Below are 23,239 nucleotides of genomic sequence, written 5' to 3' on the forward strand. Positions count from 1 at the left end.
AAATGGCGAAACTCCGAAGATCCAAACGCGATTCTCCGGAACGATGCGGACATTCTGCCCTCTCAGGCATCGTTATTCAGACCTTCCTTAGATCGACAACGGCCGTCGTCCACTCCGGGCTCTCAGCTCAATACGTCCAACAAGCTACCCAACATCTCGTCGGAGCGCCGTAGCGCAGCGGCGTTGGCCTGGAAATCGTTGCGTGCCGATAGCCCTTCGACCAGATCAGTGGCTGGCGCAGAAGGATCGGAGCTGGCATCGACCACGCTGGCCGCCACTCCACCATTGGCTTGCGTGCTGGCCGCAACGGCCTGACGCGGACTGCCGTCCACCGGCTGGCGGGCCACATTGCTGGCGGCCACCTGCTGACGCAGCGCGGCGACCTGCATTCCGGAACTGGCGATGCTGCTGATGCTCATGGTGGCTCCGGTGTGGCGGTTAGTGGATGCAAACAAGTACCCACGCGTTGCAGACAGCATGCGAAGGGCGGCAACGACACGATCAGCAAGGCTCAGTAAGAACCGACGCGCACCCGCAGCACGACAGGTTCCTGGCTGGCCGGACCCCCGCGGCCGAAGTTGAGCCCGTAGTCGGTCTGGTCGCCGTTGAGCTGCTTTTCCACCTGCCAGCGCCCGTCGACATACCGCCCCTGCTCCACCCGCAACAGCTGTCCATGACGGGTATCGGCCGCCTCGCGGAAAAATTCAATGCGCGCGGCCATGCCGGTGACCAGAAACTCCTCCGGCCCCAGCTGCGCCACCAGCAGCCGCCCGCCGTGATCGTCGTTGCCCGGCAGGATCGCCGGCGCATCGCCCCACAACGGCGCGCCGAACGACACCTTGGCCTGCCAATCGCCAAAGCGCAGGGTGCGTTGCGGCATGCCGGGCTGCTCGGCAATGGCTTGCAGCCGTCCGTCGAAGGCGGCCTGCGCCAGCACGCGTTGCAGCGGCGCCAACAACTTGAAATTGGCCGCATGCGCAGCGACGGCAGCGCGATTGGCGTCGCTATCCGGGTTGCCGTCCATGCCGAACACCGAAAACCCGATCCCGCCCTGCCCCAGCACATGAAACAGATACGGCGCGGTGGCCGCTTCGAAGCCGGTCTCCGACACCCAGGCCGGATTATCCGGCCGCGCGTACTGGCCGATGACCTTGGTGTATTCGTTGTAATCGCTGGTGTAGATGTCGGTGCCGATGAAGTCGATGGACGGCGTGGCCGCGCGCCACAGTGCGAACACATTCACCGTTGCGCCGCCGGACGGGTAATCCATGCCCGGGTAGCGCTTGCCCTTGTAGCGCAGCCAGGTATTGACGTAGAGCGGCAGCGGATACGCACGCTTGCCGGCCGCGGCCACCTGTTCGATATACGCGGCGGTGGCATGCGCATTGAAGGCTTCCGCTGCCTCGGCACCGAACAGCTGCTGCCAGCTGCCCTGCGGCTTGCCCAACGCCTTTGCGATTGCTGCAGGCACCGGCTGCGCAAACGCCGCCTCGCCGGCCGGTCCGTGGTCGCGCACCGTGCCGATGGCACCGGGTTCGTTTTCCACCTGCACCAGAATCACTGTGTGGCGGTCGCCATCGACCTTGCGCAGATGCTGCATCAACGCGGTGAACGCACGCGCATCGGCCTGCACATTGGCGGCTACATGCGGGGATAGCACATCCACCGGCGTGCCATCGGCATCGCGCATGCGCGGATACGTGGCATCGTCGCGCTTGATCCACTCCGGCACGTAATGCATCTGGCCGTTCTTCCAGCTGCCGAACCACAGCAGTGCAACGCGCAGGCCGCGCTTGCGTGCGCCGGCGATCAACGCATCCACATTGGTGGTGTCGAAACGGCCCGGTGCCGGCTCGAACTGCTCCCAATATACCGGCGCTTCCACGGTGTTTGCATGCAGCGCGACCACCTCGTCCAGTGCCTGCGGCAACACTGCCGGCCATGCGCTGGAGTTATGCAATTGCGCGGCCAACATCGTATACGGCGCACCATCGACGAAGACCGCATGGCGGCCGTTCTGGCTGACGAAGCGTGGCATTTCTTCCGCGCATGCTGCCGGTGTCATCGCGACTGCCAGCAACGACAGCACACACCGGCAGACAACCGCGCGGCCACGCCGGCGCATGGCGGATAAACGGGCAAACAGCATCAACGAGCCTCCGGGGTGGATGAATTCCAATGCGGCGTGGGCTGCCCGAGCAGGTGGCGCACGAAGAAGTCGTACTGGCGGCGTTGCACGTAGTCGATCGGCCCGCTGGAGCGGCCCACCGAATGCTCGCCGCCCGGCACGTTGAGCAGGTCGAAGTCCTTGCCGGCCTTGATCAAGGCATCGGCCACCTGTGCGGTGGAGGCAGGATCCACGTTGCTGTCCTGCTCGCCGACGATCAGCAGCAGGTCGCCCTGCAGCTTGGCCGCATTGACCACCCCCGAGGCAGCGGCATAGCTGGCATCCACCGGCCACCCCATCCACTGCTCGTTCCAGCTGATCTTGTCCATGCGGTTGTCGTAGCAACCGGCGAACGCCACGCCCACCTTGTAGAAATCCGGATGGCGCTCGAGCGCGCCCAAGGTGCTCTGCCCACCGGCAGAAGCGCCGTAAATACCAACTCGACTGATGTCGTAGGAAGGATCTTTGGCCGCCAGTGCACGATGCCAGGCGATGCGATCGGGGAATCCGGAATCGCCCAGGTTCTTCCACGCCGCATCATGAAAGGCCTTGGAGCGGTTGGCGGTGCCCATGCCGTCGATCATCACCACGATGAAGCCCAGATCCGCCTGCGCCTGCATGCCGATCTGTTTGTCGCCGCCGGAGTGATAGCCGAACGGCCAGAACGTTTTGGGCACGAACGAGTCGTGCGGGCCGGCGTAGATGTTTTCGATCACCGGGTATTTTTTGTGCGGGTCGTAATCGCGCGGCCGCACCACCATGCCCCAGATGTCGGTGCGGCCGTCGCGGCCCTTGGCGACGAAAGTTTCCGGCGCACGCCAGCCTGCGGCAAGCAACCGATCGATGTTGCCGCGTTCCACTTGCTGCAACAGCCGGCCGTCGATGGCATGCAGCTCCATCACCGGCGGCAGATCCGGGCGCGAGTAGACATCGACGTAATGCCGGCCATCGTCTGCAATCGCCACCTCGTGATCGGCATCGGCGGTGGTCAGTCGCGTCAAGTTGCGCCCATCGAAATCCACGCTGTAGAGCTGGTGATAGTACGGGTCCTTGCCGGCATCCATGCCGCTGGCGGTGAACCAGATGCGGCGCTGCGCATCGTCGACCTTCAGCACATCGCGCACCACCCAGGGCCCCTGGGTGACCTGCTCGATGATGGTGCTGTTATGGCCGTCGTACAGATACAGATGTCGCCAACCGTCGCGCTCGGAGATCCACAGAATCTGGTCGCCATGCGCATCCACCTCATGGCGAAAGCTGCGGTCGGCATAGACGAACGTGCGTGCGTCCTCGCCCACTGCCACATGCGCCTGCCCTGTGGCGGCATCGATCGCAATCACGCGCATGCGCTGAAACCCGCGTTGCACGTACTCAAAGCTCACACTGCGCCCATCCGCCCGCCACTGCAGCGGCGACAACGAGTACGGTGTGGCGAACAACGCGTTGTCCACCACGCGGCGTGTGCCATCCACCGCCATCAGCACCGGCCGTTCCACATCCACCGCATCGCCCGGCTTGGGATACAGCTGGGTGTGCACCACCGGCTCAAGACGTCCGACAGGCGCGGCTTCCACACGGGTGACCCGGCGCGCAGTACCAGGCCGCACCCGATACACCGCCAGCTGCTGCGAATCAGGCGACCAGGCAATGCTGTCCGGATCGAAATAATCCTCGGCACGGCCATCGTCGGTGCGCTGCACGAGGTGGCCATCGGCCACCCGGCGCACGACCAGGTTCCAGCCATCGGCCAGCGCCTCCCACTGCCCGTCGGGCGAGCGGCGCGGGGTGGTGTCGGCCGCCACGTCCGGGTCGCGCACCACGCCAAAGCCGCGCGGCCGCTGCTGCAACTGCGGCTGCCGGCCGGGGGCGTCGGGCGCGCACTGATACGTGGTCAAGGTGCAGCGCCACGCAGCGTCCTCAATGGCGAACACGATCGCGCCATCCGCACGCGTGCCTTCCTGCGAGTACACAAACTGCTCGAACGGCAACCCCAACGCCGTATAGGCGACGCCAGTGGCAGCTTGCAGCGCCTGCGCCACGCGCGCCTGGTCGAAGGCCGGCTGCTTGTGCAATGTGGCAACGTCCACGCGGATGAAAGCGAACCCGCCAGGCACGGTCTTACGGTAATAGAACGTGCCGTCGTCCTGCCACTGCGCTGGCCAGGCGACGTTTTCGGTCAACGTGCTCCAGCGCGCGCGCAGGCCGAGCGAGCGTTGGTAATCGGCCACACTGGGCGCCGCCTGCGCAGTGGCCGCGAGCAACAGCATGCAGGCGGCGATGACGCGCGCCGCCTGCGTTATCCATGCGTGACGCCAGGCGTCATTCGCCATCGTCTTCTTCCAATGCCAGTTCGTCATTGCGCAAGCCGCTGCGCGCGCCCCAGTGATAGATGAAGAACGCAATCACCGCCACGCTCAGGGTATCGAACGGATGCGCGATCCAGCCGTGGCCGCCAAACGTACCGGCCCACGACACCGCCATCACCAGCACGAAGAACACGATCAACCACAGCGACGCACGCACCTGACGCAGCAAGCGCGCTCTGCCCTCGCGCGATGGCAACCGGTACAGCACGTACAGGACAAAGGCGAACACTTGCAGGCCAAGCAACCACGACAAGGTGGGCCAGGTGGACCAGTACACGATCAACGCCGCCACCATGAACGACAGCGGCCCCAACACCGTCAAACCGCGCACATAGAACGGCCGCGGCAAGTCCGGCGCGCTGCGGCGCAAGGCAGCCACCGTTACCGGCGCCACCGCATAGCTCAGCACCAAGGCGGCCGATACCACCCCGATCAGCGTCTCCCATGACGGGAACGGCAGCGTCCAGAAGATCGACAGCCCCAGGCTCAACCACAACGCCGGACGCGGAATCCCCGACGCCGGGTCTACTCGCGTCAGCACCGGCAGAAATCCACCGCTGCGTGCCCAGCCATACACCACGCGCGGCGTGGCATTCATGTAGATATTGCCGGTGCCGCTGGGCGAGACCATCGCATCGCAGATCACCAGCGCCGCCAGCCATGCCATGCCCAAGGCCAGCGCGATGTCGTGATACGGCAACGAAAATGCCTTGTCGATGCCGCTCCAGCCCTGCGCAAGTTGCGCGGCCGGAATACTGCCCAGAAAGGCAAGTTGCAGCAGCACATAGATCACCGTGGACAGCGCCACGGACAGGATCAAGGCAATGGGAATATTGCGCTGCGGGTCGCGCACTTCGCTGGCCACCGACACGATGGGGGTGAGCCCCAGATACGCAAAGATGATGCCACCGGCGGAGATCGCCGCTTCCACCCCGGCCATGCCCGACGGGGCGAACCCATGCACGCTCAGGTTGTCTGCGTTGAAGTGCTTCATCAGCAGCACGATCACCAGGATCGGCACCAGAAACTTGAAGATGCTGACGATGTTGTTGGCCAGCGCAAAGGTCTTGACGCTGAAGTAGTTGAGCACGAAGAACAGCAGCAGCAAAGCCAGCTGCACCAACCAGCCCCACACGCTGGGATGGCTGCTGCCTGGCTGACTCAGCCAAGGAAACCACGCTGCCGCATATTGCCGCGCGGCTTCCACCTCGATCGCAATCAGGCTGGAAAATGCGATCAAGGTGATGAAGCCGGTCAACGAGCCCAGCAAGGCACCGTGCGAATACTCCGGGTAACGCACTACCCCGCCCGCCCGCGGCAGTGCGGCACCGAGTTCGCAATACACCAGCCCCAGCAGCAACACCGCAATGCCGCCGAGAATCCATGACAGGATGCCGGCCGGCCCGGCGATCGAAGACACATGGCTTGCGGAAAACAACCACCCCGAGCCGAAAATGGAACCCAGGCCGATAAAGGTCAGGTCGGTCAGGCTCAGTCGCTTGTGGAACTTGCCTTGCGTGGTCGCACCGTGTGTTGTCATACGTCGCCCCGAAGAGTGGAAAGCGCGGTGACGGCAGTAACGCCGCACCCGTGGTGGTGGTGCATCAATCGTCGGTGGTGTCGTCCGGATACGGCGACACGCCACCGTCGGCAATGAAGCGCGCGATGCGCGCCTCCAGCACCGGCAACGGCACCGAGCCGGTCTGCAGCACCGCATCGTGGAAATGGCGCAAGTCGAATTTTTCGCCAAGCGCCGTTTCGGCCTTGTGGCGCAGCTCTAGAATCTTCACCTCGCCCAGGTAATACGACAGCGCCTGCCCGGGCCATGCAATGTAGCGATCCACCTCGGTGGTGACTTCGTGCTCGCTCAGCGCGGTGTTATCGCGCAGGTAGGCTTGCGCCTGTTGCCGCGTCCAGCCCTTGTGGTGGATTCCGGTGTCGATCACCAGCCGGCAGGCGCGCCACATCTGATAGGTGAGATAGCCGAAGCGATCATAGGGCGTGTCGTACATGCCCATTTCCTGGCCCAGATACTCCGAATACAGTGCCCAGCCTTCGCCATACGCCGAGATATAGCTATAGCGGCGAAACGCCGGCAGCCCCTGCGCTTCTGCGGCCAGCGGCATCTGCAAGGCATGGCCGGGCGAGGACTCGTGCAGCGTCAGTGCGGTCAGGTTGTACAACGGCCGCGATGGCAGGTTGTAGGTATTGACCAGATAAACGCCGGGGCCGCCGCGGCCACCGGTGTAGAACGGCGCCAGCTCCGGCGGTACCGGTTCGATCGCGAAACGGCGACGCGGCAGCCGGCCGACGTAATCGCCCACCTTGGCATCCACCCGCTTGGCGATCCATGCCGCCTGCTTGAGCAGTTCTTCCGGCGTCTTGGCATAAAACTGCGGGTCGGTGCGCAGAAAGTGCAGAAACGCCGGGAACACCGCCTGCCCGGCCGGTGGCTTGAAGCCGCTCTCGGCAATGGTGGCGTCCATCTGCTTGCGCAGCTTGGCGACTTCCTGCAAACCGATCTGATGGATCTGGTCCGGACTCAGCTCCAGCGTGGTGAACTCGCGAATCTGCGCGCGATAATAGGCCTGGCCATCAGGCAAGGCTTCCCCGGCCAGCGTCGTGCGCGCACGCGGCTGATACTCTGTGCGGATGAAATCCAGCAACGTTGCATATGCGGGCACCACCTGTGCGTCGATGGTTGCCACTGCCTGCGCACGCAGCTGTGCTTGCACGTCCGCCGGCAGCGTGGCCGGCATCGTTTTGAACGGTGCGTAGAACGGATTGGCCTCGCCCCTGGCCTGCACCACATCGGCGATGGACTGGTCGCGCCCGGTCAACGTGACCTTCGGTTGGCTGAAGCCGCGCGCCAGGCCGGCGCGCATATTGTCGGTGTGCTCGGCGAAATAGCGCGGGATATCGGCCAGCATCTTCAGATAGCGCTGATAGTCATCGCGCGTGCGTAGCGTGGCCTGCGCGCTGAAGCCCAGGTCGCTCCAGAACGCCGAGTCGCTGTTGAACGGCATTTCCCAGGCGCGAAACCGTTGCTGGTCCAGCAGCACCTGCAGCTGCTGCCGATACACCTGGTAGCTCACCTGATCGTCGGCCGACAGCTGCGCCTGCGGAATTGCATCCAGCTCTTTCAAGGCCTGTTGCCAGTACGCAGTGCGCAGGTTTTGCGTGGCCGCATCGACCTTGGGCAGATGGTCGGACTGCTTGTCTTGCGTGGCCTGGTTGTCTTCATCCACCGCGCCGGACAGCTGCGCCTGGCGCCAGCGCCATTCGCGCGTGTACAGCGCCTTGAAGCGCGCTGCTGCACTGTCTTGCGTGGCTGATGCGGGTGCTGCGGCCTGCGCCTGCAATGCGGTGCCACCCACACTGGCTGCAATCAAGACACTCAATGCGCTGGCACGCCACACGGTGCTGGTCGTCATTGGCGTGCCTCCGGCGCTGCCTTGGCCTGCGCAATCCACTGCCGCATGCGTTGCTGCAACATCGCCAACGGCATTGCGCCGCCACCGAGCACCGCATCGTGGAAGGCGCGCACATCGAAACGTTCGCCGAGTGTTTTTTCCGCTTCGGCACGCAGCGCCAGGATCTGCAACTGCCCCAGTTTGTAGCCCAGCGCCTGCCCCGGCCACACGATGTAGCGATCGGTTTCGGACTGGATGCTGGGCTCGTCATCGGACGGATGGGCGTGGAAAAAATCCACCATCTGCTGGCGATTCCAGCGCTTGTAATGCACTCCGGTATCCAGCACCAGGCGGTTGGCGCGCAGCAACTCACCGGACAGGCGGCCGTAGTCGTTATACGGGTCCTTGAAGAAACCGATCTCCTTGCCCAGGCGCTCGGCATACAGCGCCCAGCCTTCGATATAGGCGTTGTAGCCGGCCTGCTGGCGGAACGGCGGCAACGGCAGCGTCTGCGCAAGCGAGATCTGCAGGTGATGGCCGGGCACGCCTTCGTGATAGGCGGTGGTTTCGATGTTGATCAAGGTGCGGCTGGCGAAGTCGCTGGTGTTGACCTTCACGATGGCCGGCTTGGTGCCTTCCGGATTGCTTTGCCAATATTCGGCGCCCGGCGCAGCGCGGCGGAAGGCTGGCATCGCCTGCACCTCCAGCGCGGTCTTGGGCAGGTGCCCGAACAACTTGGGCAGCTCCGGCTCCATCGCGGCGATGTACTGGCGGTACTGCCGCAGGATCTGCTCGCCGGAGGTGGCGAAGTGCCGCTTGTCGGTCTCCACCGCCTTGCGGAAGCTGGCCAGATCGGCAAAGCCCTGCGCCTTGGCGATCACCGCCATCTCGCCTTCGATGCGCGCCACTTCCTTCAACCCGATCTGATGGATCTCCTCCGGCGCCATGTCGGTGGTGGTCTGGGTATGGATGGCGTAGCGATAACGGCGCTCGCCATCGGGCAGCGACCAGATGCCTTCGGAGCTGCGGCCTTGTGCGGCGTATTCGTCGCGCACGAATGCCGCCAGCTTGCCGTAGGCCGGACGCACCTGTTGATCGATCGCCGCAAGCAGTTGCGTGCGTAGTGCAGCGCGTTGATCGGCCGGCACCGCGGCGTCGAGCTTTTTCAGCGGCGAGGCGAACGGGCTCTGCTCGCCGGTCAGTGCCGCGATCTTGTCGATCTGCTCGGGCAGGCGCTCCAGCAGATATTTCGGCTGCACCAGGCCCTCTTTGGCGCCCTGCCGCGACACCGCAATGACCTGATCGATCACCGTCGGGATCGCCTGCAGCCGGGTGATGTAATCCTGGTAATCCTTGGCGTTTTCGAACGGAAACGCATCGCCATAGCCGGCCAGCGCCAGCTGGATGCCGCCGATCGGCTCCAGCGGCATCGCATAGGTCTTCAGGTCGATGCCTTCGAGCTTGTCGCGCAACTGGCCGAGCATCATCTGCAGGCTGAGCTGACGTTGCTCATCCAGCGCCTTGGCATCCACTGCTTCGAATTGCGTGAGCAGCGCGGCGGTGGCGCTGCGGTCGGCCTGTACGGCCTCCAGCGAGTAGTCGCTCCAGCGGTCGTTATAGCGTTTGTCGCCGATGATGCTGGCGAACTCGGGGCTGTGCTGCAGCTGGTATTGCCACTGTTTGTCCAGCAGCGCATCGAAGGCCTTGGCTGCCTGTTCGCCAGGTACGGCTGCCGCAGTGGCGGCCGGACGATCCGGCGTGGACGGCGCCGGTTTGCAGGCGGTGAACAATGCGGCTGCAAGCAGGCCGATGGCGACAGGACGCAGGTGCTTCATGCAGTGACTCCAGAATGCAGGGACGGCGGTAGGAGCGCGCCCGGGCGCGACTGGCTTTCTCGGGAATGCCCGTCGCCTCGTCGCGCCCGGGTGCGCTCCTACGGTTGGTTTGCCTGTGCGGACTCAGGCAAACGGTTGATCGATGGCGATAGAAGGCGGCGTAAACCACTGCGCGCCGGCATCGGTGACGTAGAAATGGTCTTCCAGCCGCACGCCGAACTGCCCCGGCACCACAATCATCGGTTCGTTGCTGGCGCACATGCCCGGCTGTAGCGGCAGCGCGTTGCCGCGCACCAGATACGGCGCCTCGTGAATGGCCAGACCGCAGCCATGGCCGGTGCGATGCGGCAACCCCGGCAACCGGTAATCCGGGCCCAGCCCGGCCGCTTCCAACACGGTGCGCGCGGCCTGGTCCACCGCCTCGCAGGCCGCGCCCGGGCGGATCGCCGCAAATGCCGCCGCCTGCGCGGCCTGCTCCAGGTCCCAGATGCGCCCTTGCGCATCGCTGGGCGTGCCGTAACTCCAGGTGCGAGTGATATCGGAGTGGTAGCCCTGCACGGTGCAACCGGTATCGATCAGCACCAGCTCGCCTTCGCGTAAGTGCTGCACGCCGGGAATGCCGTGCGGAAACGCCGTGGCATGCCCGAACTGCACGATGCAGAAGGTCGAGCCGTTGTCCGCGCCCAGCGCGCGATGCGCCTCGTCGATGAAGCGCACCAGCTGATCGGTACCGATGCCTTCGTGCGCGATGCCCGCGGCCAGCCGTTGCACCAGCAGCGTCATGTCGCAGGCCTGCTGCATCAGCGCCAGCTCGGCCGGCGACTTGCACATGCGGCAGCCGTCGATGATGACGCCCGCATCACGGATGGCCGTGCCCAAATGCGCGCGCAAGCCGGTGTGCACGGCGAAGGCGATGCCCGGATCCAACGCCAGTGCGTGCGCATGGCGGTCGTCCATCGCCTGCACCGCCAGCGCGTAAGGGTCTTCGTGTTCTTCCCACAGGTACTTCGCCACCGGAACCTGCAGCACCGCGTCCAACGAGCCCTCCTCGAACGCCGGGCAGAGCAGCACCGGGTCGCCGTCCAGGGTCAGCAACGCGGCGACCAGCCGCTCGCTGGCGCCCCACGGCACGCCGGTGAAATAGCGCAAGGACGTGCCGGCACCGATCAACAACGCGTCCACACCATGTGCGCGCATCAGCCCGCGTGCGCGTTCGATGCGCTTTGCGTACTCGTCGGCGGCGATCGGCGCGGCGCGCGGCGCCCAGGGCGCCAGTTGTGCGCGCGCCTGTTCCAACGACAGACCGCCGATCTGCGTGCTCATGTGCCCGCTCCCAGATCGGCGGTGCTCCACTGCCCATCGACCAGCCGCGCGACACCGCCGGGATTGTGCTGGCGCAGTTCCGGCGGCAGCAAGGCATCCGGGACGGCGTCGTAACTGTACAAGGCGGCAAAGCGGCGGATCGCGCCTGGCATGCCCACCGCGGTGAAGCCCGGATGTCCGGTACTCGGGAACGGGCCGCCATGGTTTTGCGCGGCGCTGACCGCCACGCCGGTCGGCATCTTGCTGTTGATCAACCGGCCCACCCGCGCACGCAGCACCGGTGCGATGGCCTGCCATGCCGCATCGTCGCTGCCATCGACAGCACGATACAACGTGCCGGTCAGGTTGCCTTCGAATGCGGCGGCCAGCTGCGCCATCTGCGCGCTGTCCTGCGCACGCACCAGCAGACTCACCGGGCCGAATGCCTCGGTCTGCAGCGCATGCGGCTTGGCGAGAAATGCCGATGCCTCCACGCTCAGCAAGGTCGGCGCATAGCGATAGCCGTCCTCACCGGTGTGGCCGCCCGCCAGCACTGCGGCGCCGGCAGCGCGCAAGCTCGCGACCCCACGTTGCACGCCATCCACTCCTGCAGCCGAGAACAGCACCATCGGCATGGCCGCATCGAAATGCGCCTTGGTGGCCGCAACGAATGCATCGCCCGCCGCGCCGTGCGGTACCACCACCACACCGGGATTGGTGCAGAACTGGCCGCTGCCCAAGGTGCATGAGGCAAAAAACTCTTGCGCCAGCGCGTCGCAGCGCTCGGCCAGCGCGCCCGGCAACAGAAACACCGGGTTGACGCTGGACAGCTCGGCATAGAACGGCACGCCGGCCGCATCCGCCGCCGCCTTCAACGCCAGCCCGCCCGCGCGGCTACCGGTAAACCCGATGGCGCCCAGGCGCGCATCGCCGGCCAGGCGCACGCCGACGGTATTGTCGAAGTGATACAGCAACTGCACCGCCGCCGCCGGCAGACCCGCGCCCACCAGTGCCTGATGCGCGAGTTGCGCCATGCGCTGGCTGGTGGCCGGATGCAGCGGGTGCGCCTTGGCGATCACCGGGTTGCGCGCAGCAATGGCAGAGGCGAAATCGCTGCCGGCAATCGCGTTGAACGCGAACGGGAAATTGTTGGGGCCAAACACCAGCACCGGCTTGCCCAGGGGCGCCAGATGCGAGCGCAGATCGGCGGCGGTGTCGATGATGGGGTTGGTCCAGCTGTAGCTGCGCACCGCGTTTGCGGCCTGACGCAACTGGCCGCTGGTGCGCGGCAGCTCATTGCCACGTAAACGCGTGGGCGCCGGCAATGCGGTTTCTGCATGCGCGAGTGCGACCAGGGTGTCGGCGTCGGCATCCAGCGCACCGGCGTATGCGTCCAGAAATGCGGCAATCCGCTCGGCCGGCGCGGCGGCCAACTCGGCGGCGACTGCTTGCGCGGCGCTCAGCGCGGTTTCGATATCGTCGGCACCGCTGACCGGAAACAGCGGCCCGATCGCCTCGCCCGTGGCGGGGTTGGCGGCGCGGAAACTGCCCGTCGCCGCGTGACTGGTCTGCCATTGGCCGGCCAGCAGAATGGGTTGGATCGTCTCGTTCATTGCGGCACCTTCAATTGCATGGAATCGACCTGTGCGCCGCGTGCGGCAGCGGCCGACCAAGGGGCCGATGCCGATGCCGTATCAAACGCGACATCCGCATCGATCAGCACACGTCGCTGCGCACACGGCGACGTGATTGCGCAACACGCTGACAGATCGGCGTGTTGCGCAGCGTCATGGTGCCTGCGTCATCAGGACAGCTTAGGCGCGGTGGCAATCGCATGATCGATCACCTTCAGCGCCGCTTCGCGCTCGGCGCCGGCCACGACCAGCCGTGGCGCACGCACATGCTCGCTGCCCAGGCCGACCTTTGCCTGCACCAGTTTGATCAGCTGTACGAAGGTGGGCACGGTATCCAGGCGCAGCAGCGGCAGGAACCAGTTGTACAGCTCCTTGGCGGCCGGATAACCGCCATCGCGCGCCAGCTCGAATAGCCGCACCGATTCCTTCGGATAGGCATTGACCAAACCGGCGATCCAGCCCTTGGCGCCCATGCTCAAGCCTTCGACGATGGCATCGTCCATACCCACCAGCAGCGCCAGGCGATCGCCCAGCAATTCCTGCAGCGCGGCGAAGCGGCGCACATCGCCGGAAGATTCCTTCACTGCCTGCAGGTTGGGGAATTCGGCGGCCAGTTCGGCGATCTGCGCCGGGCCGAAATCGGTCTTGTAGGCCACCGGATTGTTGTACAGGATCACCGGCAGATCGGTCGCGCCGATCACCGCGCGCACATGCGCGCCCATCTCGCGCCAGTCGGTGGAATAGACATACGGCGGCAACACCATCAAGCCGCCGCAACCGATCTCCTTGGCCGCCTTGGCCAGCGCTACCGCTTCGCCGGTGGCCAGGCTGGCGCTGCCCGGCACCACCGGCACGCGGCCGTTCAAGGCAGCGACCAGGGTCCGCAGAACCGCCAGTTTGTCGTCCACGCTCAAGGTGGCCGCTTCGCCCAACGAGCCCAGCGGCACGATCGCGGTGCAGCCGGCATCCACCAGCTGGTTGGCGTGCTTGCCGAGGAAGTCGTGGTCGATCTCACCGGAGGCGGTGAACGGGGTGGTGATGGCCGGCAACACGCCGTGCCAGAACGTAGCGATGCTCATGGATGATTCCCTTGCGAGTCGGAAGTGAACGAGTCGGCCAGCGCCGCGAGGCGGACCGGGAACAACGGCGGCCGGCGGCCGGCGTCGGTGGAAAGATCGGGCGGGCAACGGCCCAGTTCGGCCAGTGCGCTGCCGCAGATGCGGCCCTGGCAGGCGCCCATGCCGCAGCGCGAGGCCAGCTTGGCGTCGCGTGCATCGTCGAAGTTGTCCAGCGCGCCCAGTGGCACGTCTTCGCAGCGGCAGACCAGCGTGTCTGGTTGCGCCAGCGTGCGGATGCGCGGATGTAGTGCGAATTGCTGTTGCAACAGCTGCGCAAACCCGCGTGCGGCCCGCCGACGCGGCTGCAGCTGCAGTGCGTGATCGGGTGCGCCGGCGGCCATATGCCCGGCCATCGCACCTTCGACCAACGCGCAATCGCGTCCGCCGATGCCGCAGGCTTCGCCAGCGGCGAAGATCTGCACGACGCTGGTGCGCAGCAAGGTATCGACCTGGATCTGTCGATGCGCGCCGCAGGGTTCCAGGTGGCAACCCAGCAGCTGCGCCAGCTCGGTATTGGGTACCAGGCCGTAGCCCACGGCGAGTTGGTCGCACGCCACGCGGGTGCGGCCACGCGGGCCATCGAGCTCCACCTCGCGCAACTGCGTATCGCCATACGCAGCCACGACGACGCTGCCGGCGCGATAGGCGACGCGATGCAATTGCAGCCGCAGCGCCACCGCCTGCGCGGCCTTGCCTGGCCAGCGCCACAACTGCGCAGCAAAGGCGCGCAATGCTGCAGCGCTGGTCTGTTCGTGGATGCCGAGCACCTGCGCGCCATGACGCTGCAAGGTGGCCGCGCTGGCCAGCAGCAACGGCCCGCTACCGGCCACCAGCACGCGCTTGCCGCGCACCGGCCAGCCTTGTTTGGCCAGCGCCTGCGCCGCGCCTGCACCGGTAACGCCGGGCAAGGTCCAGCCCGGAAACGGCAACAGCAATTCGCGCGCGCCGGTGGCCAGTACCAGCGCGGCGTAATGCAGTTGCAGGGTGCCGTCCGCGCCATCGGCCAGCAGCCAGCCCGGCTGGGCCAGCAAGATCTGCGTGCGCGTCAGCAGGCTGATCGCGGCATTGCCCTGCGCCTGCCGCAGCAGCGCGCGCGCATCGGCCGGCGCACCGTACTGCACGTCGCTACGCCACACCTGCCCGCCCGCACGCGGCTGCATGTCCACCACGCCCACGCGTGCGCCATGGCCAGCGGCCGCCTGCGCGGCAGCCAGTCCGGCCGGGCCGGCACCGATCACCAGCACATCGAAATGCAGCACGCGCTCAGCCATCGGTGCGCACCTGCATGCCGTCACGCGCATCCACCAGGCATGCGCGTTGCTGCGCAATGCCGTCGATGCGCACGCGGCATTCGAAACACACGCCCATGCCGCATAACGGTGCCCGCGGCTGGCCGCTGCTGGACTGGCGAAATTGCAGCGTGGCCTGCGCCACCGCTGCCGCCACACTGGCGCCGGCCGGCACGTCCACCGGTTGCGCATCCACGTACAGGCGAACCGTGGCGCTCATGCCGCGGCGCCCTGCACCGCGCGCGCCGGTGCGTACGGCGCCGGGTCGATGGCCGGCGTGCGCCCGAGCAGGCTGTCCACGATCACCCGTGCGCTCCCCAGCGCCGTGGTGACCCCCAGCCCTTCATGCCCCGCTGCCACCCACACATCGGCCCGGCCGGGCACCGCCCCAAGATACGGGCGCCCGTCCGGGGTGGCCGGACGCAGGCCGGTCCATACCCGGATCGCCTGCAGCTCGCGCAACACCGGCAGATACGCAAATGCCCGCTGCAACATCCGCTGCAGCACCGGCATCGACAGCGCGCGGTCGTGTTCGCCGAACTGCCGCGACGAGCCGATCAGAATCTGCCCGGTCGGCCGTGGCTGCACATTGAAGGCCACGCTGGTGTCGTCGGCGCCATGCGCCGAATCGGCATAGCCCAACTCCAGCAATTGATGCCGGATCAGGCCGGGATGCCGGTCGGTGATGACCAGATGGCCCTTGCGCGGGCGTAGCGCCAGCTCGGGCAGCAACTGCGGCAGGGCCACACCGCTGGCGACCAGCACCGGCCCGGACAGCAGCTGGCCATCGTCCAGACGCACGCCCTGCGTTTGCAGTTGGGTTACCCGACGGCCGGCAAACAGCTGCGCACCGGCCTTGCAGGCCAGGCTTACCAGATGCCGCGCCACCCGCGGCGGATACACCACCGCTTCGTTGGGCACCCGCATGCCACCGGCCAGCCCGGGCACCAGCTGCGGTTCCAGGGCATACAACTGTTGCGCATCGATGGCTTCTGCGTGCAGATCGGCCGCTGCCAGCCGCGCGATCTTGGCCGGCACCGCCGCCAGTTCGCGCGCATCGCGTGCCACCCACAGCGTGCCGCAGCGACTGAACTCGGCCTCGCTCAATTGCGCGAAGCGCTCCCACAAGCGCAGCGAATACGCCGATAACGCCAGCTCGGCCGGGTCGTCGTCCATCGCCACCAGGTGTCCCATCGCCGCTGCGGTCGAACCACCGCCAATCGGCCCCGGCTCGACGATCGCCACACGCAAACCCTCGGCTGCCGCAGCTTCCGCACAGGCGGCACCGACGATGCCGGCGCCGATCACGATCAGGTCGTAACTGCGCCGCGTGGAGGCGGCAGCGGAGTTGGACTCCGCATTGGCATCGCCATGCAGCAACGCCGCAGCCGAACCGCTCGACGGCGCAGCCAACGCAGCATCCGGCGCGGGCGGCGACACTTGCATCAGGCCACGATGCCCCAGGCGAATGGGTCGGCCGGGTCGATGATCAACTGCGACCGCGCGGTGATGAACGCCTGCCCGCTGATGCGCGGCGCAATGCCGCGCCCGCTCAGGCGGTAGCTGCCCTCGAACGCGCTGCCCAGAATGCCTTGCTGCACCCAGCGCTCGCCTTCGCCCAGCTTGCCGTCTGCGGCCAGGCAGGCCAGCTTGGCGCTGGTGCCGGTGCCGCAAGGCGAGCGGTCATAGGCCAGCCCGGGGCACAGCACGAAATTGCGCGCCACGCCGCTGCCATCGGGGGCGGCGCCATTGACTTCGATATGGTCGATGTCACCACCCGCCTCACCAGTAATCCCGGCCGCTTCCAGCGCCAACCGGATCGCCTCGGTGTAGGCGGTGAGCTCGCGCTGGTGCGCCAGATCGAGCGCGCACGGCGACTGCTCGGTGATGAAAAACCAGTTGCCGCCCCAGGCCACATCGCCACGCACCCGGCCATGGCCCGGCACGTCCACTTCCACACCGGCGGCCGCGCGATAGCTCTCGACGTTGTCCACCGACACCGTGCCGTCTTCGGCAAGTTCCACGCCCACGGTGCCGACCGGGGTTTCGATGCGGTGCTGGCCGGGCGCAATACGCCCCAGCTCGGCCAGCGTGCGTACCACCCCGATGGTGCCGTGGCCGCACATACCCAGATAGCCAACGTTGTTGAAGAAGATCACTCCGGTGCAGGCGGAAGGGTCGCGCGCCGGCAGCAGCAACGCGCCCACCATGGTGTCCGAACCGCGCGGCTCGCAGGCGATCGCGCTGCGCCAGTGGTCGAAGTCCTGGCGGAAGCGCTCGCGGCACTGCGCCAGGTCGCCATCGCCCAGATCGGGGAAGCCGGCCAGGACCACGCGGGTGGGTTCGCCGGCTGTATGGGAGTCGATGACGTCGATGGTGTGCATGGCTTATGCTCCCATTGCCGACCCTTCGACGACTAGCGTTCAATGCGAAGTGAAAATGCGGAAATCTGCACAATCGCCAACCTGATTCACAGCCATGCGTTTACGCTAGGATCAAGCCTGGGTTGCACCACCGTGCAGCCGTCAAATCGTGACCGCTATCATGACCCTGATGGACCTCAACCTTCCCGCGCTGGAAATGCAGACGCTGTTCGATGCACTGCCGGACGTGGTGTTCTTCATCAAGGACAGCGAGGGCCGCTACACCCACTGCAACCTCACCCTGGTGCGCCGGCTCGGGCGCAAGCTGCGCAGCGAGATCATCGGCCGTTCGCCGCTGGAAGTGTTTCCGTTGCCGCTGGGCGGCAGTTACATGATGCAGGACCGTCGCGTGCTGCTGGGCGAGTTGATCGACAACCAGCTCGAAGTGCATCTGTATCCCAACCGCTTGCCCGGCTGGTGCCTGACCTTCAAACGCCCGCTGTGCGAGGCCAACGAAGTCATTGGCGTGGTGGGAATTTCGCGCGATCTGGGCCAGCCCGATAGCCGGCATTCGGCCTACGAGCGCCTGAGCCAGGTGATGGAACACATGCAGGCCAACTTCGGCGACAACCTGCGCGTGCAGGCGCTGGCCGACCTGGCCGGGCTCTCGGTGGCGCAGCTGGAGCGGCACTTCCGTCGCGTGTTCCAGGTCACCCCGCAGCAGCTGCTGACCAAGCTACGCATCGAATCGGCCATGCGCCTGCTGTACGGCGACGACAGCATCGCCAGCATCGGCCAACGCTGCGGATTTGCCGACCAGAGCGCATTCGCCCGCCAGTTCAAGGCCACCGTCGGCATGACACCGCGCGATTACCGCGCGCTCAAGGGCCAGTTGTAAGAGCGCCGGTTGCAGGCTGTAATCGGGTGCTGACACACAGCTGGCACAAATGCAGAATTCGGCAGGATTGAGCACCCCGCCGCGGTGCATTTTGGTCCCCTTGAAACAGGGCGGCGCTGAAGGGCGCGTCAAGGTGAGCCGGGACCCGGATGATAGAATTCCGGGTTTCCCCTACTGCGTTGCCAATGGCCAGCTTTTTCCGCCGCAACAAGCCCACCACGCCCGACAGCTCGCGGACCTCGCGCTATAGCCTGGAAGAACTGGCAGCCGCATTCCCCACTGCGCCATCGGCCGCCACGCCCGCATCGCCGATCGAGGCCATCCCGCCTGCGCAGTCCGGCACAGTGCCTGCCGCCGCGCCGGCGGTCGCGCCTGCACCGATAGCCGAAACCACCGCGCCAGCAACACCGGCTGAGGCGCTTGCACGCGATATCGCCACCCGCACCGGCCAGGCGCAGAGCATTGCCGCTGTGCCGAGCGCGCCCGCCGCGCCCACACCTCCTGCGCCGTCTGCCCTGCAGGCGTTGCCGGACCCGGCACCGGCCACCGCGCCCGCCGCGCCGACCCCGGTGGTAGTGGTGCCTGTCGTTGTGCAGCCGCAGTCTGCACCAACGCCGCCTGTCGCTGCCCCGGCGCAACCTGCAGCGCTGGCGCCGAGCACCGCACCCTTGGTCTCAGCACCGGTTGTTGCGGCTCCTGTTGTTGCGGCACCCGCTGCCGCCCCGCCGGTCGCGGCTCCGCCTGTGGTCGTGCCGCCCGCCGCAACACCCATCGCGTCCACGCCGCCTGCCGCAGCCCCTGACTCAAGCGCCACACCGCTGGTGACCGCACCGGCCATCGTCAGCAGCCCGGCGCCAGCGACGCAGGACACCGACAGCATCGTCGGCCAGCACGACGCGCTGCCTGCCGCACCGGCCGGCAAGCCGGGTTGGCGCGAGCGGCTGCGCAACAGCACCTTTGCACGCAGCTTCGGCGGCCTGTTTTCGCGCAACCCCAAGCTCGATGACGATCTGCTCGACGAGATCGAAACCGCGCTGATCACCGCCGATGTCGGCATCGGCGCCACCACCGCCTTGATCGAAGGCCTGCGCAAGCGCATGAAGTCGCGCGAATTCGCCGATGCCCAGGCCATGTTCAAGGCCCTGCGCGCCGATCTCATCGCGTTGCTGCAGCCGGTGTCCAAACCGCTGGTGATCGACCGCTCGGTCAAACCGTTCGTGGTGCTCACCGTCGGCGTCAACGGCGTTGGCAAGACCACCACAATCGGCAAGCTGGCCAAGCGCTTCAAGGACGAAGGCAACAGCCTGATGCTGGCCGCCGGCGACACCTTCCGCGCCGCTGCCGTGGCGCAGTTGCAGGCCTGGGGCGATCGCAATGGCGTGGCGGTGATCGCGCAGGGGCAAAACGCCGATGCCGCCTCGGTGGCATTCGACGCCCTGCAGGCGGCCAAGGCACGCGGCACCGATGTCTTGATCGCCGACACCGCCGGCCGCCTGCACACCCAGACCGGCCTGATGAACGAGCTGGGCAAGATCCGCCGCGTCCTCGGCAAGATCGACGCCGCCGCGCCGCACGAAGTGCTGATGGTGATCGACGGCACCACCGGCCAGAACGCCATTTCGCAGCTGCGTCAGTTCCATGCGGCAGTCGGCGTCACCGGCCTGGTGGTGACCAAGCTCGATGGCACCGCCAAGGGCGGCGTGGTGTTCGCGCTGGCGCGCGAGTTCAATATTCCGATCCGTTTTGCCGGCATCGGCGAACGCCCGGAAGATCTGCGCGTGTTCGACCCGGTCGCCTTCGTCGATGCCCTGCTCCCGGAAGCGCTGGGCAGCTGAGTTGGAAGACCCCTGCCCGCATCTGCAAGCACTGTGCGCACAGGCACTGCAGGCAGGTTGCACGGTGCAGCAGGTGTCGCACGGCTGGTCGCGCGCCAAACAGGTGCTGGAATTCGCCCAGCCCTTGCCTGCGACGTTACGCGCACAAGCCCGCGTCGATGCACCGGTGGTTGCTTACCATGCACCCGCAGAACCGCACTGGCCTGGCGATGAAGGCTTCTTCTGCGAACAATGCCTGGTCGGACTTGCGTTTCCGCTGCAGTGATCGGGCCCCACCACAGCGTACGGTCGTCCCGGTGTCCGTCCTGACCCCATTGCCGTTCATCGCCTCCCTTTGCCAGCAGACCTCATGCCCGCAGATCTCGCCGCTTCATCCGCTGACGCTTTCGTCGCCCCGTTGCTGCACTGGTTCGACGGCCACGGGCGCCACGATCTGCCCTGGCAACATCCACGCGCGCCGTATCGCGTCTGGTTGTCGGAAATCATGTTGCAGCAGACCCAGGTTGCGGTGGTCATTCCGTACTTCCAGAAGTTCGTTGCGCGTTTTCCGACCCTTGCCGATCTGGCAGCAGCCGACAACGACACGGTCATGGCGCACTGGGCCGGGCTGGGCTACTACGCACGGGCGCGCAATCTGCATGCCGCCGCCAAACAGTGCGTCGCCTTGCACGCTGGCGAGTTGCCGCGCGACTTCGATGCATTGCTCGCGCTGCCCGGTATCGGCCGCAGCACCGCCGGTGCGATCCTGAGTCAGGCGTGGAACGACCGCTTTCCCATCATGGATGGCAACGTCAAACGCGTCATGACACGCTTCCACGGCATTGCCGGCTACCCCGGCCTGCCGGCGGTCGAAAAGCAGCTGTGGCAGCTGGCGACCACGCATGTTGCGCAGGTCCCCGACGGCCGCCTGGCCGACTACACGCAAGCGCAGATGGACTTCGGCGCCACGCTGTGCACGCGTGCCAAGCCGGCCTGTGTGTTGTGCCCGTTGCAGGATGCCTGCGTTGCCCGCCGCGAGGGTCTGGTGGAGGCGCTGCCTACGCCCAAACCGGGCAAGGTGCTGCCCGAGCGCGAAGCGACCGCCCTGCTGCTGGAAAACGCGCACGGCGAGATCTTGCTGCAGCGCCGCCCGCCCACCGGCATCTGGGCCTCGCTATGGACGCTGCCGCAGGCCGACACCGACAGCGGCATGCGCGCCTGGTTCGCCACGCACCTGGATGGCGACTACGAACGCGCCGACGAGATGGCGCCAATCGTGCACACCTTCAGCCATTACCGCCTGCATCTGCAGCCGTTGCGCTTGCGCAAGGTCGCACTGCGCGCGGCGGTGCGCGACAATGACGAGCTGCGCTGGGTCGCCCGCGCCGATCTCGGCTCGCTGGGCCTGCCGGCGCCGATCCGCAAGTTGCTCGACACGCTTTAGAGTGGCTAACAAAACGTAGCGAGCGCTCGTCAGGTGGGTGTGGGCGGCGCGGAGGAGCCGGAGTGTACGAGATGGTACATGCCGCACCGAGCACCGGCCGCGCCCGCCTGGCCGCTTCACAGCAGTTTTGTTAGCTACTCTTAAGCACGCCTCAAAGGAATTCGCATGTCCCGCACCGTGTTCTGCCAGTACCAGCAATGCGACACCGACGGCCTGGATTTTGTGCCGTATCCCGGCGAACTCGGCCAGCGCATCTTCGCGCAGATCGGCAAGACCGCGTGGCAGGCATGGCTGGCGCACCAGACCATGCTGATCAACGAAAACCGGCTCTCGCCGCGCGACCCAAAGCATCGCGCCTTTCTCGAAACCGAGCTGCAGAAGTTCCTGTTCGAGCGCAATGCCGACAAACCCGAAGGCTATGTGGCGCCGCTTGGCGAGGAGTAGCTGGTTCCGAGATTGGGAATTGGGAATTGGAGATTGGCAGTGATGTCGGGAGTCGATCGCCGCAATGCGGGATCACGCATCCTGCGGCGATGCTCCGGACATCTGCAGCGGTGATTCGCGATGACACGCACTGGCCCATCCAGCATTGAACTGCACGCGATCGATGCGTTCATCACCGACGCTGTCGACGCGCAGTGGCACAAGGTCGCGATGATCATTGCCAGAGCGCTCACTGACCCGCAGTTGAAATTGGCCGACGTCGAGGACGCGGCCGACCACGTTGCGCAACGCATTGCCCGCCTTGTTCGCAGCGGTCGGCTTGAGGCAGCGGGCGATGTCACCGACTGGCGACATCGCGAGGTGCGCCTTGCGGCGCATTCGTCGCACGCACGCTGAGGCGTCCGCGTTAGGCATTGCGTCGTGCAGCGCGCTGCTTCAGGTATCCAAGAGTAGCTAGCAACACGCCTGCGCTCACCGCCAAGCGGGCGCACCCAGTGCGCAGTGCGGCATGTCCCACGCGTCCATCGCAGCTCCTGCGCGTCGTCCACACCGGCCTGACGACTGCCCGCGACGTTGTGCGAGCCGCTCCAAGCCCCCGGGACCGAGGTGCCAAAGGTCGTTCGCCCGTTGCGCCGCGCGCGTGCCAACCGGCGGTTCAGGCGCTTCCTGCATGCATTGCCGACCTCTGGTGGTCCGATACCTCGGGGTTTCGGGACTCTGAAACGCAGCCTGCGACCCCGTCAGACCCTAACACTCTATTGCAAGACATTATATTTTTAAGTAGATTGAATGGCATGCCGACCCACGCCACGCCCGCACTACCACGCTTCCACGCCGATCCCGACAGCATGCAGCGCCTGCGTGCGTCGGCCGGGCGCGCCTGTGCCCTGCTCAAGACCATGGCCAACGAAGATCGCCTGCTGCTGCTCTGCCAGCTGGCCCAAGGCGAGCGCAATGTCGGCGAGCTGCAGGCAGCCACGGCCATCGTGCAACCCACGCTGTCGCAACAACTGGGCGTGCTGCGCGACGAAGGCCTGGTCAGTACCCGCCGCGCCGGCAAATACATCTACTACCAACTCGCCAGCGCCGACGTGCTGGCGGTGATGCAGGCCCTGTATGCCAGCGTCTGCGGCGCCGCGGAGCCAAACTGAC

Annotated in this window: 20 protein-coding genes and 2 other RNA genes; 8 read left to right on the forward strand and 14 right to left on the reverse strand. The window is 66.3% G+C overall.

The features are described 5' to 3' along the window. Positions 1 to 122: 122 nt before the first annotated feature. The 13 genes from XdyCFBP7245_RS14910 to XdyCFBP7245_RS14970 form a co-directional block, all read right to left on the reverse strand. Positions 123 to 419, reverse strand: coding sequence for a flagellar basal body rod protein FlgC (locus XdyCFBP7245_RS14910; protein WP_104616355.1), 297 nt, complete (start codon positions 417 to 419; stop codon positions 123 to 125). Positions 420 to 511: 92 nt separating this feature from the next. Further along, on the reverse strand, positions 512 to 2,152 hold the full coding sequence (locus XdyCFBP7245_RS14915; RefSeq protein ID WP_386261582.1) for a DUF5597 domain-containing protein: 1,641 nt from the start codon (positions 2,150 to 2,152) through the stop codon (positions 512 to 514). Further along, entirely contained in the window at positions 2,149 to 4,497 is a 2,349-nt protein-coding gene (locus XdyCFBP7245_RS14920) for a S9 family peptidase (RefSeq protein WP_104616356.1), read from the reverse strand. Before XdyCFBP7245_RS14920 ends, XdyCFBP7245_RS14915 begins: the two co-directional genes overlap by 4 nt. Further along, positions 4,487 to 6,073: an APC family permease gene (locus tag XdyCFBP7245_RS14925; RefSeq protein WP_104616357.1), complete on the reverse strand. Its 1,587-nt coding sequence runs from the start codon at positions 6,071 to 6,073 to the stop codon at positions 4,487 to 4,489. The genes XdyCFBP7245_RS14920 and XdyCFBP7245_RS14925 overlap by 11 nt, the downstream gene beginning before the upstream one ends. Before the next feature lie 64 nt (positions 6,074 to 6,137). Continuing rightward, complete coding sequence (locus XdyCFBP7245_RS14930; RefSeq protein WP_104616358.1) at positions 6,138 to 7,967, reverse strand: DUF885 domain-containing protein; 1,830 nt, start codon at positions 7,965 to 7,967, stop codon at positions 6,138 to 6,140. Then, on the reverse strand, positions 7,964 to 9,781 hold the full coding sequence (locus XdyCFBP7245_RS14935; RefSeq protein ID WP_104616359.1) for a DUF885 domain-containing protein: 1,818 nt from the start codon (positions 9,779 to 9,781) through the stop codon (positions 7,964 to 7,966). Before XdyCFBP7245_RS14935 ends, XdyCFBP7245_RS14930 begins: the two co-directional genes overlap by 4 nt. Positions 9,782 to 9,904: 123 nt before the next feature. Beyond that, positions 9,905 to 11,104, reverse strand: coding sequence for a M24 family metallopeptidase (locus XdyCFBP7245_RS14940; RefSeq protein WP_104616360.1), 1,200 nt, complete (start codon positions 11,102 to 11,104; stop codon positions 9,905 to 9,907). Next, positions 11,101 to 12,696, reverse strand: a complete 1,596-nt coding sequence (locus XdyCFBP7245_RS14945; protein ID WP_104616361.1) for an aldehyde dehydrogenase family protein — start codon at positions 12,694 to 12,696, stop codon at positions 11,101 to 11,103. The genes XdyCFBP7245_RS14940 and XdyCFBP7245_RS14945 overlap by 4 nt, the downstream gene beginning before the upstream one ends. Positions 12,697 to 12,887: 191 nt before the next feature. After that, positions 12,888 to 13,796, reverse strand: coding sequence for a dihydrodipicolinate synthase family protein (locus XdyCFBP7245_RS14950; RefSeq protein WP_104616362.1), 909 nt, complete (start codon positions 13,794 to 13,796; stop codon positions 12,888 to 12,890). Beyond that, positions 13,793 to 15,106, reverse strand: coding sequence for an NAD(P)/FAD-dependent oxidoreductase (locus XdyCFBP7245_RS14955; protein WP_104616363.1), 1,314 nt, complete (start codon positions 15,104 to 15,106; stop codon positions 13,793 to 13,795). The genes XdyCFBP7245_RS14950 and XdyCFBP7245_RS14955 overlap by 4 nt, the downstream gene beginning before the upstream one ends. Beyond that, positions 15,099 to 15,344 carry a 2Fe-2S iron-sulfur cluster-binding protein gene (locus XdyCFBP7245_RS14960; RefSeq protein ID WP_104616364.1) on the reverse strand — a complete coding sequence of 82 codons (246 nt, stop codon included), beginning with the start codon at positions 15,342 to 15,344 and terminating at the stop codon, positions 15,099 to 15,101. Before XdyCFBP7245_RS14960 ends, XdyCFBP7245_RS14955 begins: the two co-directional genes overlap by 8 nt. Then, positions 15,341 to 16,570 (reverse strand): NAD(P)/FAD-dependent oxidoreductase, encoded by a 1,230-nt coding sequence (locus XdyCFBP7245_RS14965; RefSeq protein WP_104616365.1) that lies wholly within the window; start codon positions 16,568 to 16,570, stop codon positions 15,341 to 15,343. The genes XdyCFBP7245_RS14960 and XdyCFBP7245_RS14965 overlap by 4 nt, the downstream gene beginning before the upstream one ends. Beyond that, on the reverse strand, positions 16,570 to 17,508 hold the full coding sequence (locus tag XdyCFBP7245_RS14970; protein ID WP_104616366.1) for a proline racemase family protein: 939 nt from the start codon (positions 17,506 to 17,508) through the stop codon (positions 16,570 to 16,572). Before XdyCFBP7245_RS14970 ends, XdyCFBP7245_RS14965 begins: the two co-directional genes overlap by 1 nt. 160 nt (positions 17,509 to 17,668) lie before the next feature. Here XdyCFBP7245_RS14970 and XdyCFBP7245_RS14975 point away from each other — a divergent pair, with 160 nt between their 5' ends. From XdyCFBP7245_RS14975 to mutY, 4 genes are all read left to right on the forward strand, one after another. After that, complete coding sequence (locus XdyCFBP7245_RS14975; RefSeq protein ID WP_082473564.1) at positions 17,669 to 18,385, forward strand: AraC family transcriptional regulator; 717 nt, start codon at positions 17,669 to 17,671, stop codon at positions 18,383 to 18,385. A 185-nt stretch (positions 18,386 to 18,570) separates the two neighbouring features. After that, the gene (ftsY, locus tag XdyCFBP7245_RS14980) at positions 18,571 to 20,220 is read left to right on the forward strand and encodes a signal recognition particle-docking protein FtsY (RefSeq protein ID WP_104616367.1); all 1,650 of its coding nucleotides are present in this window, start codon (positions 18,571 to 18,573) and stop codon (positions 20,218 to 20,220) included. A gap of 1 nt (position 20,221) precedes the next feature. Further along, complete coding sequence (locus XdyCFBP7245_RS14985) at positions 20,222 to 20,485, forward strand: hypothetical protein (protein ID WP_104616368.1); 264 nt, start codon at positions 20,222 to 20,224, stop codon at positions 20,483 to 20,485. Between the two features lie 84 nt (positions 20,486 to 20,569). Then, positions 20,570 to 21,643: an A/G-specific adenine glycosylase gene (mutY, locus tag XdyCFBP7245_RS14990; protein WP_104616369.1), complete on the forward strand. Its 1,074-nt coding sequence runs from the start codon at positions 20,570 to 20,572 to the stop codon at positions 21,641 to 21,643. 3 nt (positions 21,644 to 21,646) lie between these two features. Here mutY and XdyCFBP7245_RS14995 read toward each other — a convergent pair. After that, a non-coding RNA gene (locus XdyCFBP7245_RS14995) (sX9 sRNA) lies at positions 21,647 to 21,723 on the reverse strand. A gap of 85 nt (positions 21,724 to 21,808) precedes the next feature. Between XdyCFBP7245_RS14995 and XdyCFBP7245_RS15000 the strand changes: the two genes are divergently transcribed. The 4 genes from XdyCFBP7245_RS15000 (at position 21,809) to XdyCFBP7245_RS15015 (ending at position 23,238) form a co-directional block, all read left to right on the forward strand. Then, positions 21,809 to 22,087 carry an oxidative damage protection protein gene (locus XdyCFBP7245_RS15000; RefSeq protein WP_055851591.1) on the forward strand — a complete coding sequence of 93 codons (279 nt, stop codon included), beginning with the start codon at positions 21,809 to 21,811 and terminating at the stop codon, positions 22,085 to 22,087. 120 nt (positions 22,088 to 22,207) lie between these two features. Then, the gene (locus tag XdyCFBP7245_RS15005) at positions 22,208 to 22,483 is read left to right on the forward strand and encodes a DUF3658 domain-containing protein (RefSeq protein WP_104616370.1); all 276 of its coding nucleotides are present in this window, start codon (positions 22,208 to 22,210) and stop codon (positions 22,481 to 22,483) included. A 112-nt stretch (positions 22,484 to 22,595) separates the two neighbouring features. Next, a non-coding RNA gene (locus XdyCFBP7245_RS15010) (sX9 sRNA) lies at positions 22,596 to 22,671 on the forward strand. A 210-nt stretch (positions 22,672 to 22,881) separates the two neighbouring features. Next, complete coding sequence (locus tag XdyCFBP7245_RS15015) at positions 22,882 to 23,238, forward strand: ArsR/SmtB family transcription factor (protein WP_170068661.1); 357 nt, start codon at positions 22,882 to 22,884, stop codon at positions 23,236 to 23,238. Position 23,239 lies beyond the last annotated feature (1 nt).

The organism is Xanthomonas dyei, assembly GCF_002939865.1.
Classification (GTDB): Bacteria; Pseudomonadota; Gammaproteobacteria; order Xanthomonadales; family Xanthomonadaceae; genus Xanthomonas; species Xanthomonas dyei.

What these genes read in the sequence shown, in the direction of transcription:
- XdyCFBP7245_RS14945 (WP_104616361.1), bottom strand. Translation starts at nt 12,696, where the DNA reads ATGAACGAGACGATCCAACCCATTCTGCTGGCCGGCCAATGGCAGACC.
- XdyCFBP7245_RS14940 (WP_104616360.1), bottom strand. Translation starts at nt 11,104, where the DNA reads ATGAGCACGCAGATCGGCGGTCTGTCGTTGGAACAGGCGCGCGCACAA.
- XdyCFBP7245_RS14960 (WP_104616364.1), bottom strand. Translation starts at nt 15,344, where the DNA reads ATGAGCGCCACGGTTCGCCTGTACGTGGATGCGCAACCGGTGGACGTG.
- XdyCFBP7245_RS15005 (WP_104616370.1), top strand. Translation starts at nt 22,208, where the DNA reads ATGACACGCACTGGCCCATCCAGCATTGAACTGCACGCGATCGATGCG.
- XdyCFBP7245_RS14950 (WP_104616362.1), bottom strand. Translation starts at nt 13,796, where the DNA reads ATGAGCATCGCTACGTTCTGGCACGGCGTGTTGCCGGCCATCACCACC.
- XdyCFBP7245_RS14975 (WP_082473564.1), top strand. Translation starts at nt 17,669, where the DNA reads ATGACCCTGATGGACCTCAACCTTCCCGCGCTGGAAATGCAGACGCTG.
- XdyCFBP7245_RS14920 (WP_104616356.1), bottom strand. Translation starts at nt 4,497, where the DNA reads ATGGCGAATGACGCCTGGCGTCACGCATGGATAACGCAGGCGGCGCGC.
- XdyCFBP7245_RS14970 (WP_104616366.1), bottom strand. Translation starts at nt 17,508, where the DNA reads ATGCACACCATCGACGTCATCGACTCCCATACAGCCGGCGAACCCACC.
- ftsY (WP_104616367.1), top strand. Translation starts at nt 18,571, where the DNA reads ATGGCCAGCTTTTTCCGCCGCAACAAGCCCACCACGCCCGACAGCTCG.
- XdyCFBP7245_RS14910 (WP_104616355.1), bottom strand. Translation starts at nt 419, where the DNA reads ATGAGCATCAGCAGCATCGCCAGTTCCGGAATGCAGGTCGCCGCGCTG.
- XdyCFBP7245_RS14925 (WP_104616357.1), bottom strand. Translation starts at nt 6,073, where the DNA reads ATGACAACACACGGTGCGACCACGCAAGGCAAGTTCCACAAGCGACTG.
- XdyCFBP7245_RS15000 (WP_055851591.1), top strand. Translation starts at nt 21,809, where the DNA reads ATGTCCCGCACCGTGTTCTGCCAGTACCAGCAATGCGACACCGACGGC.
- XdyCFBP7245_RS15015 (WP_170068661.1), top strand. Translation starts at nt 22,882, where the DNA reads ATGCCGACCCACGCCACGCCCGCACTACCACGCTTCCACGCCGATCCC.
- XdyCFBP7245_RS14965 (WP_104616365.1), bottom strand. Translation starts at nt 16,570, where the DNA reads ATGCAAGTGTCGCCGCCCGCGCCGGATGCTGCGTTGGCTGCGCCGTCG.
- XdyCFBP7245_RS14955 (WP_104616363.1), bottom strand. Translation starts at nt 15,106, where the DNA reads ATGGCTGAGCGCGTGCTGCATTTCGATGTGCTGGTGATCGGTGCCGGC.
- XdyCFBP7245_RS14935 (WP_104616359.1), bottom strand. Translation starts at nt 9,781, where the DNA reads ATGAAGCACCTGCGTCCTGTCGCCATCGGCCTGCTTGCAGCCGCATTG.
- mutY (WP_104616369.1), top strand. Translation starts at nt 20,570, where the DNA reads ATGCCCGCAGATCTCGCCGCTTCATCCGCTGACGCTTTCGTCGCCCCG.
- XdyCFBP7245_RS14930 (WP_104616358.1), bottom strand. Translation starts at nt 7,967, where the DNA reads ATGACGACCAGCACCGTGTGGCGTGCCAGCGCATTGAGTGTCTTGATT.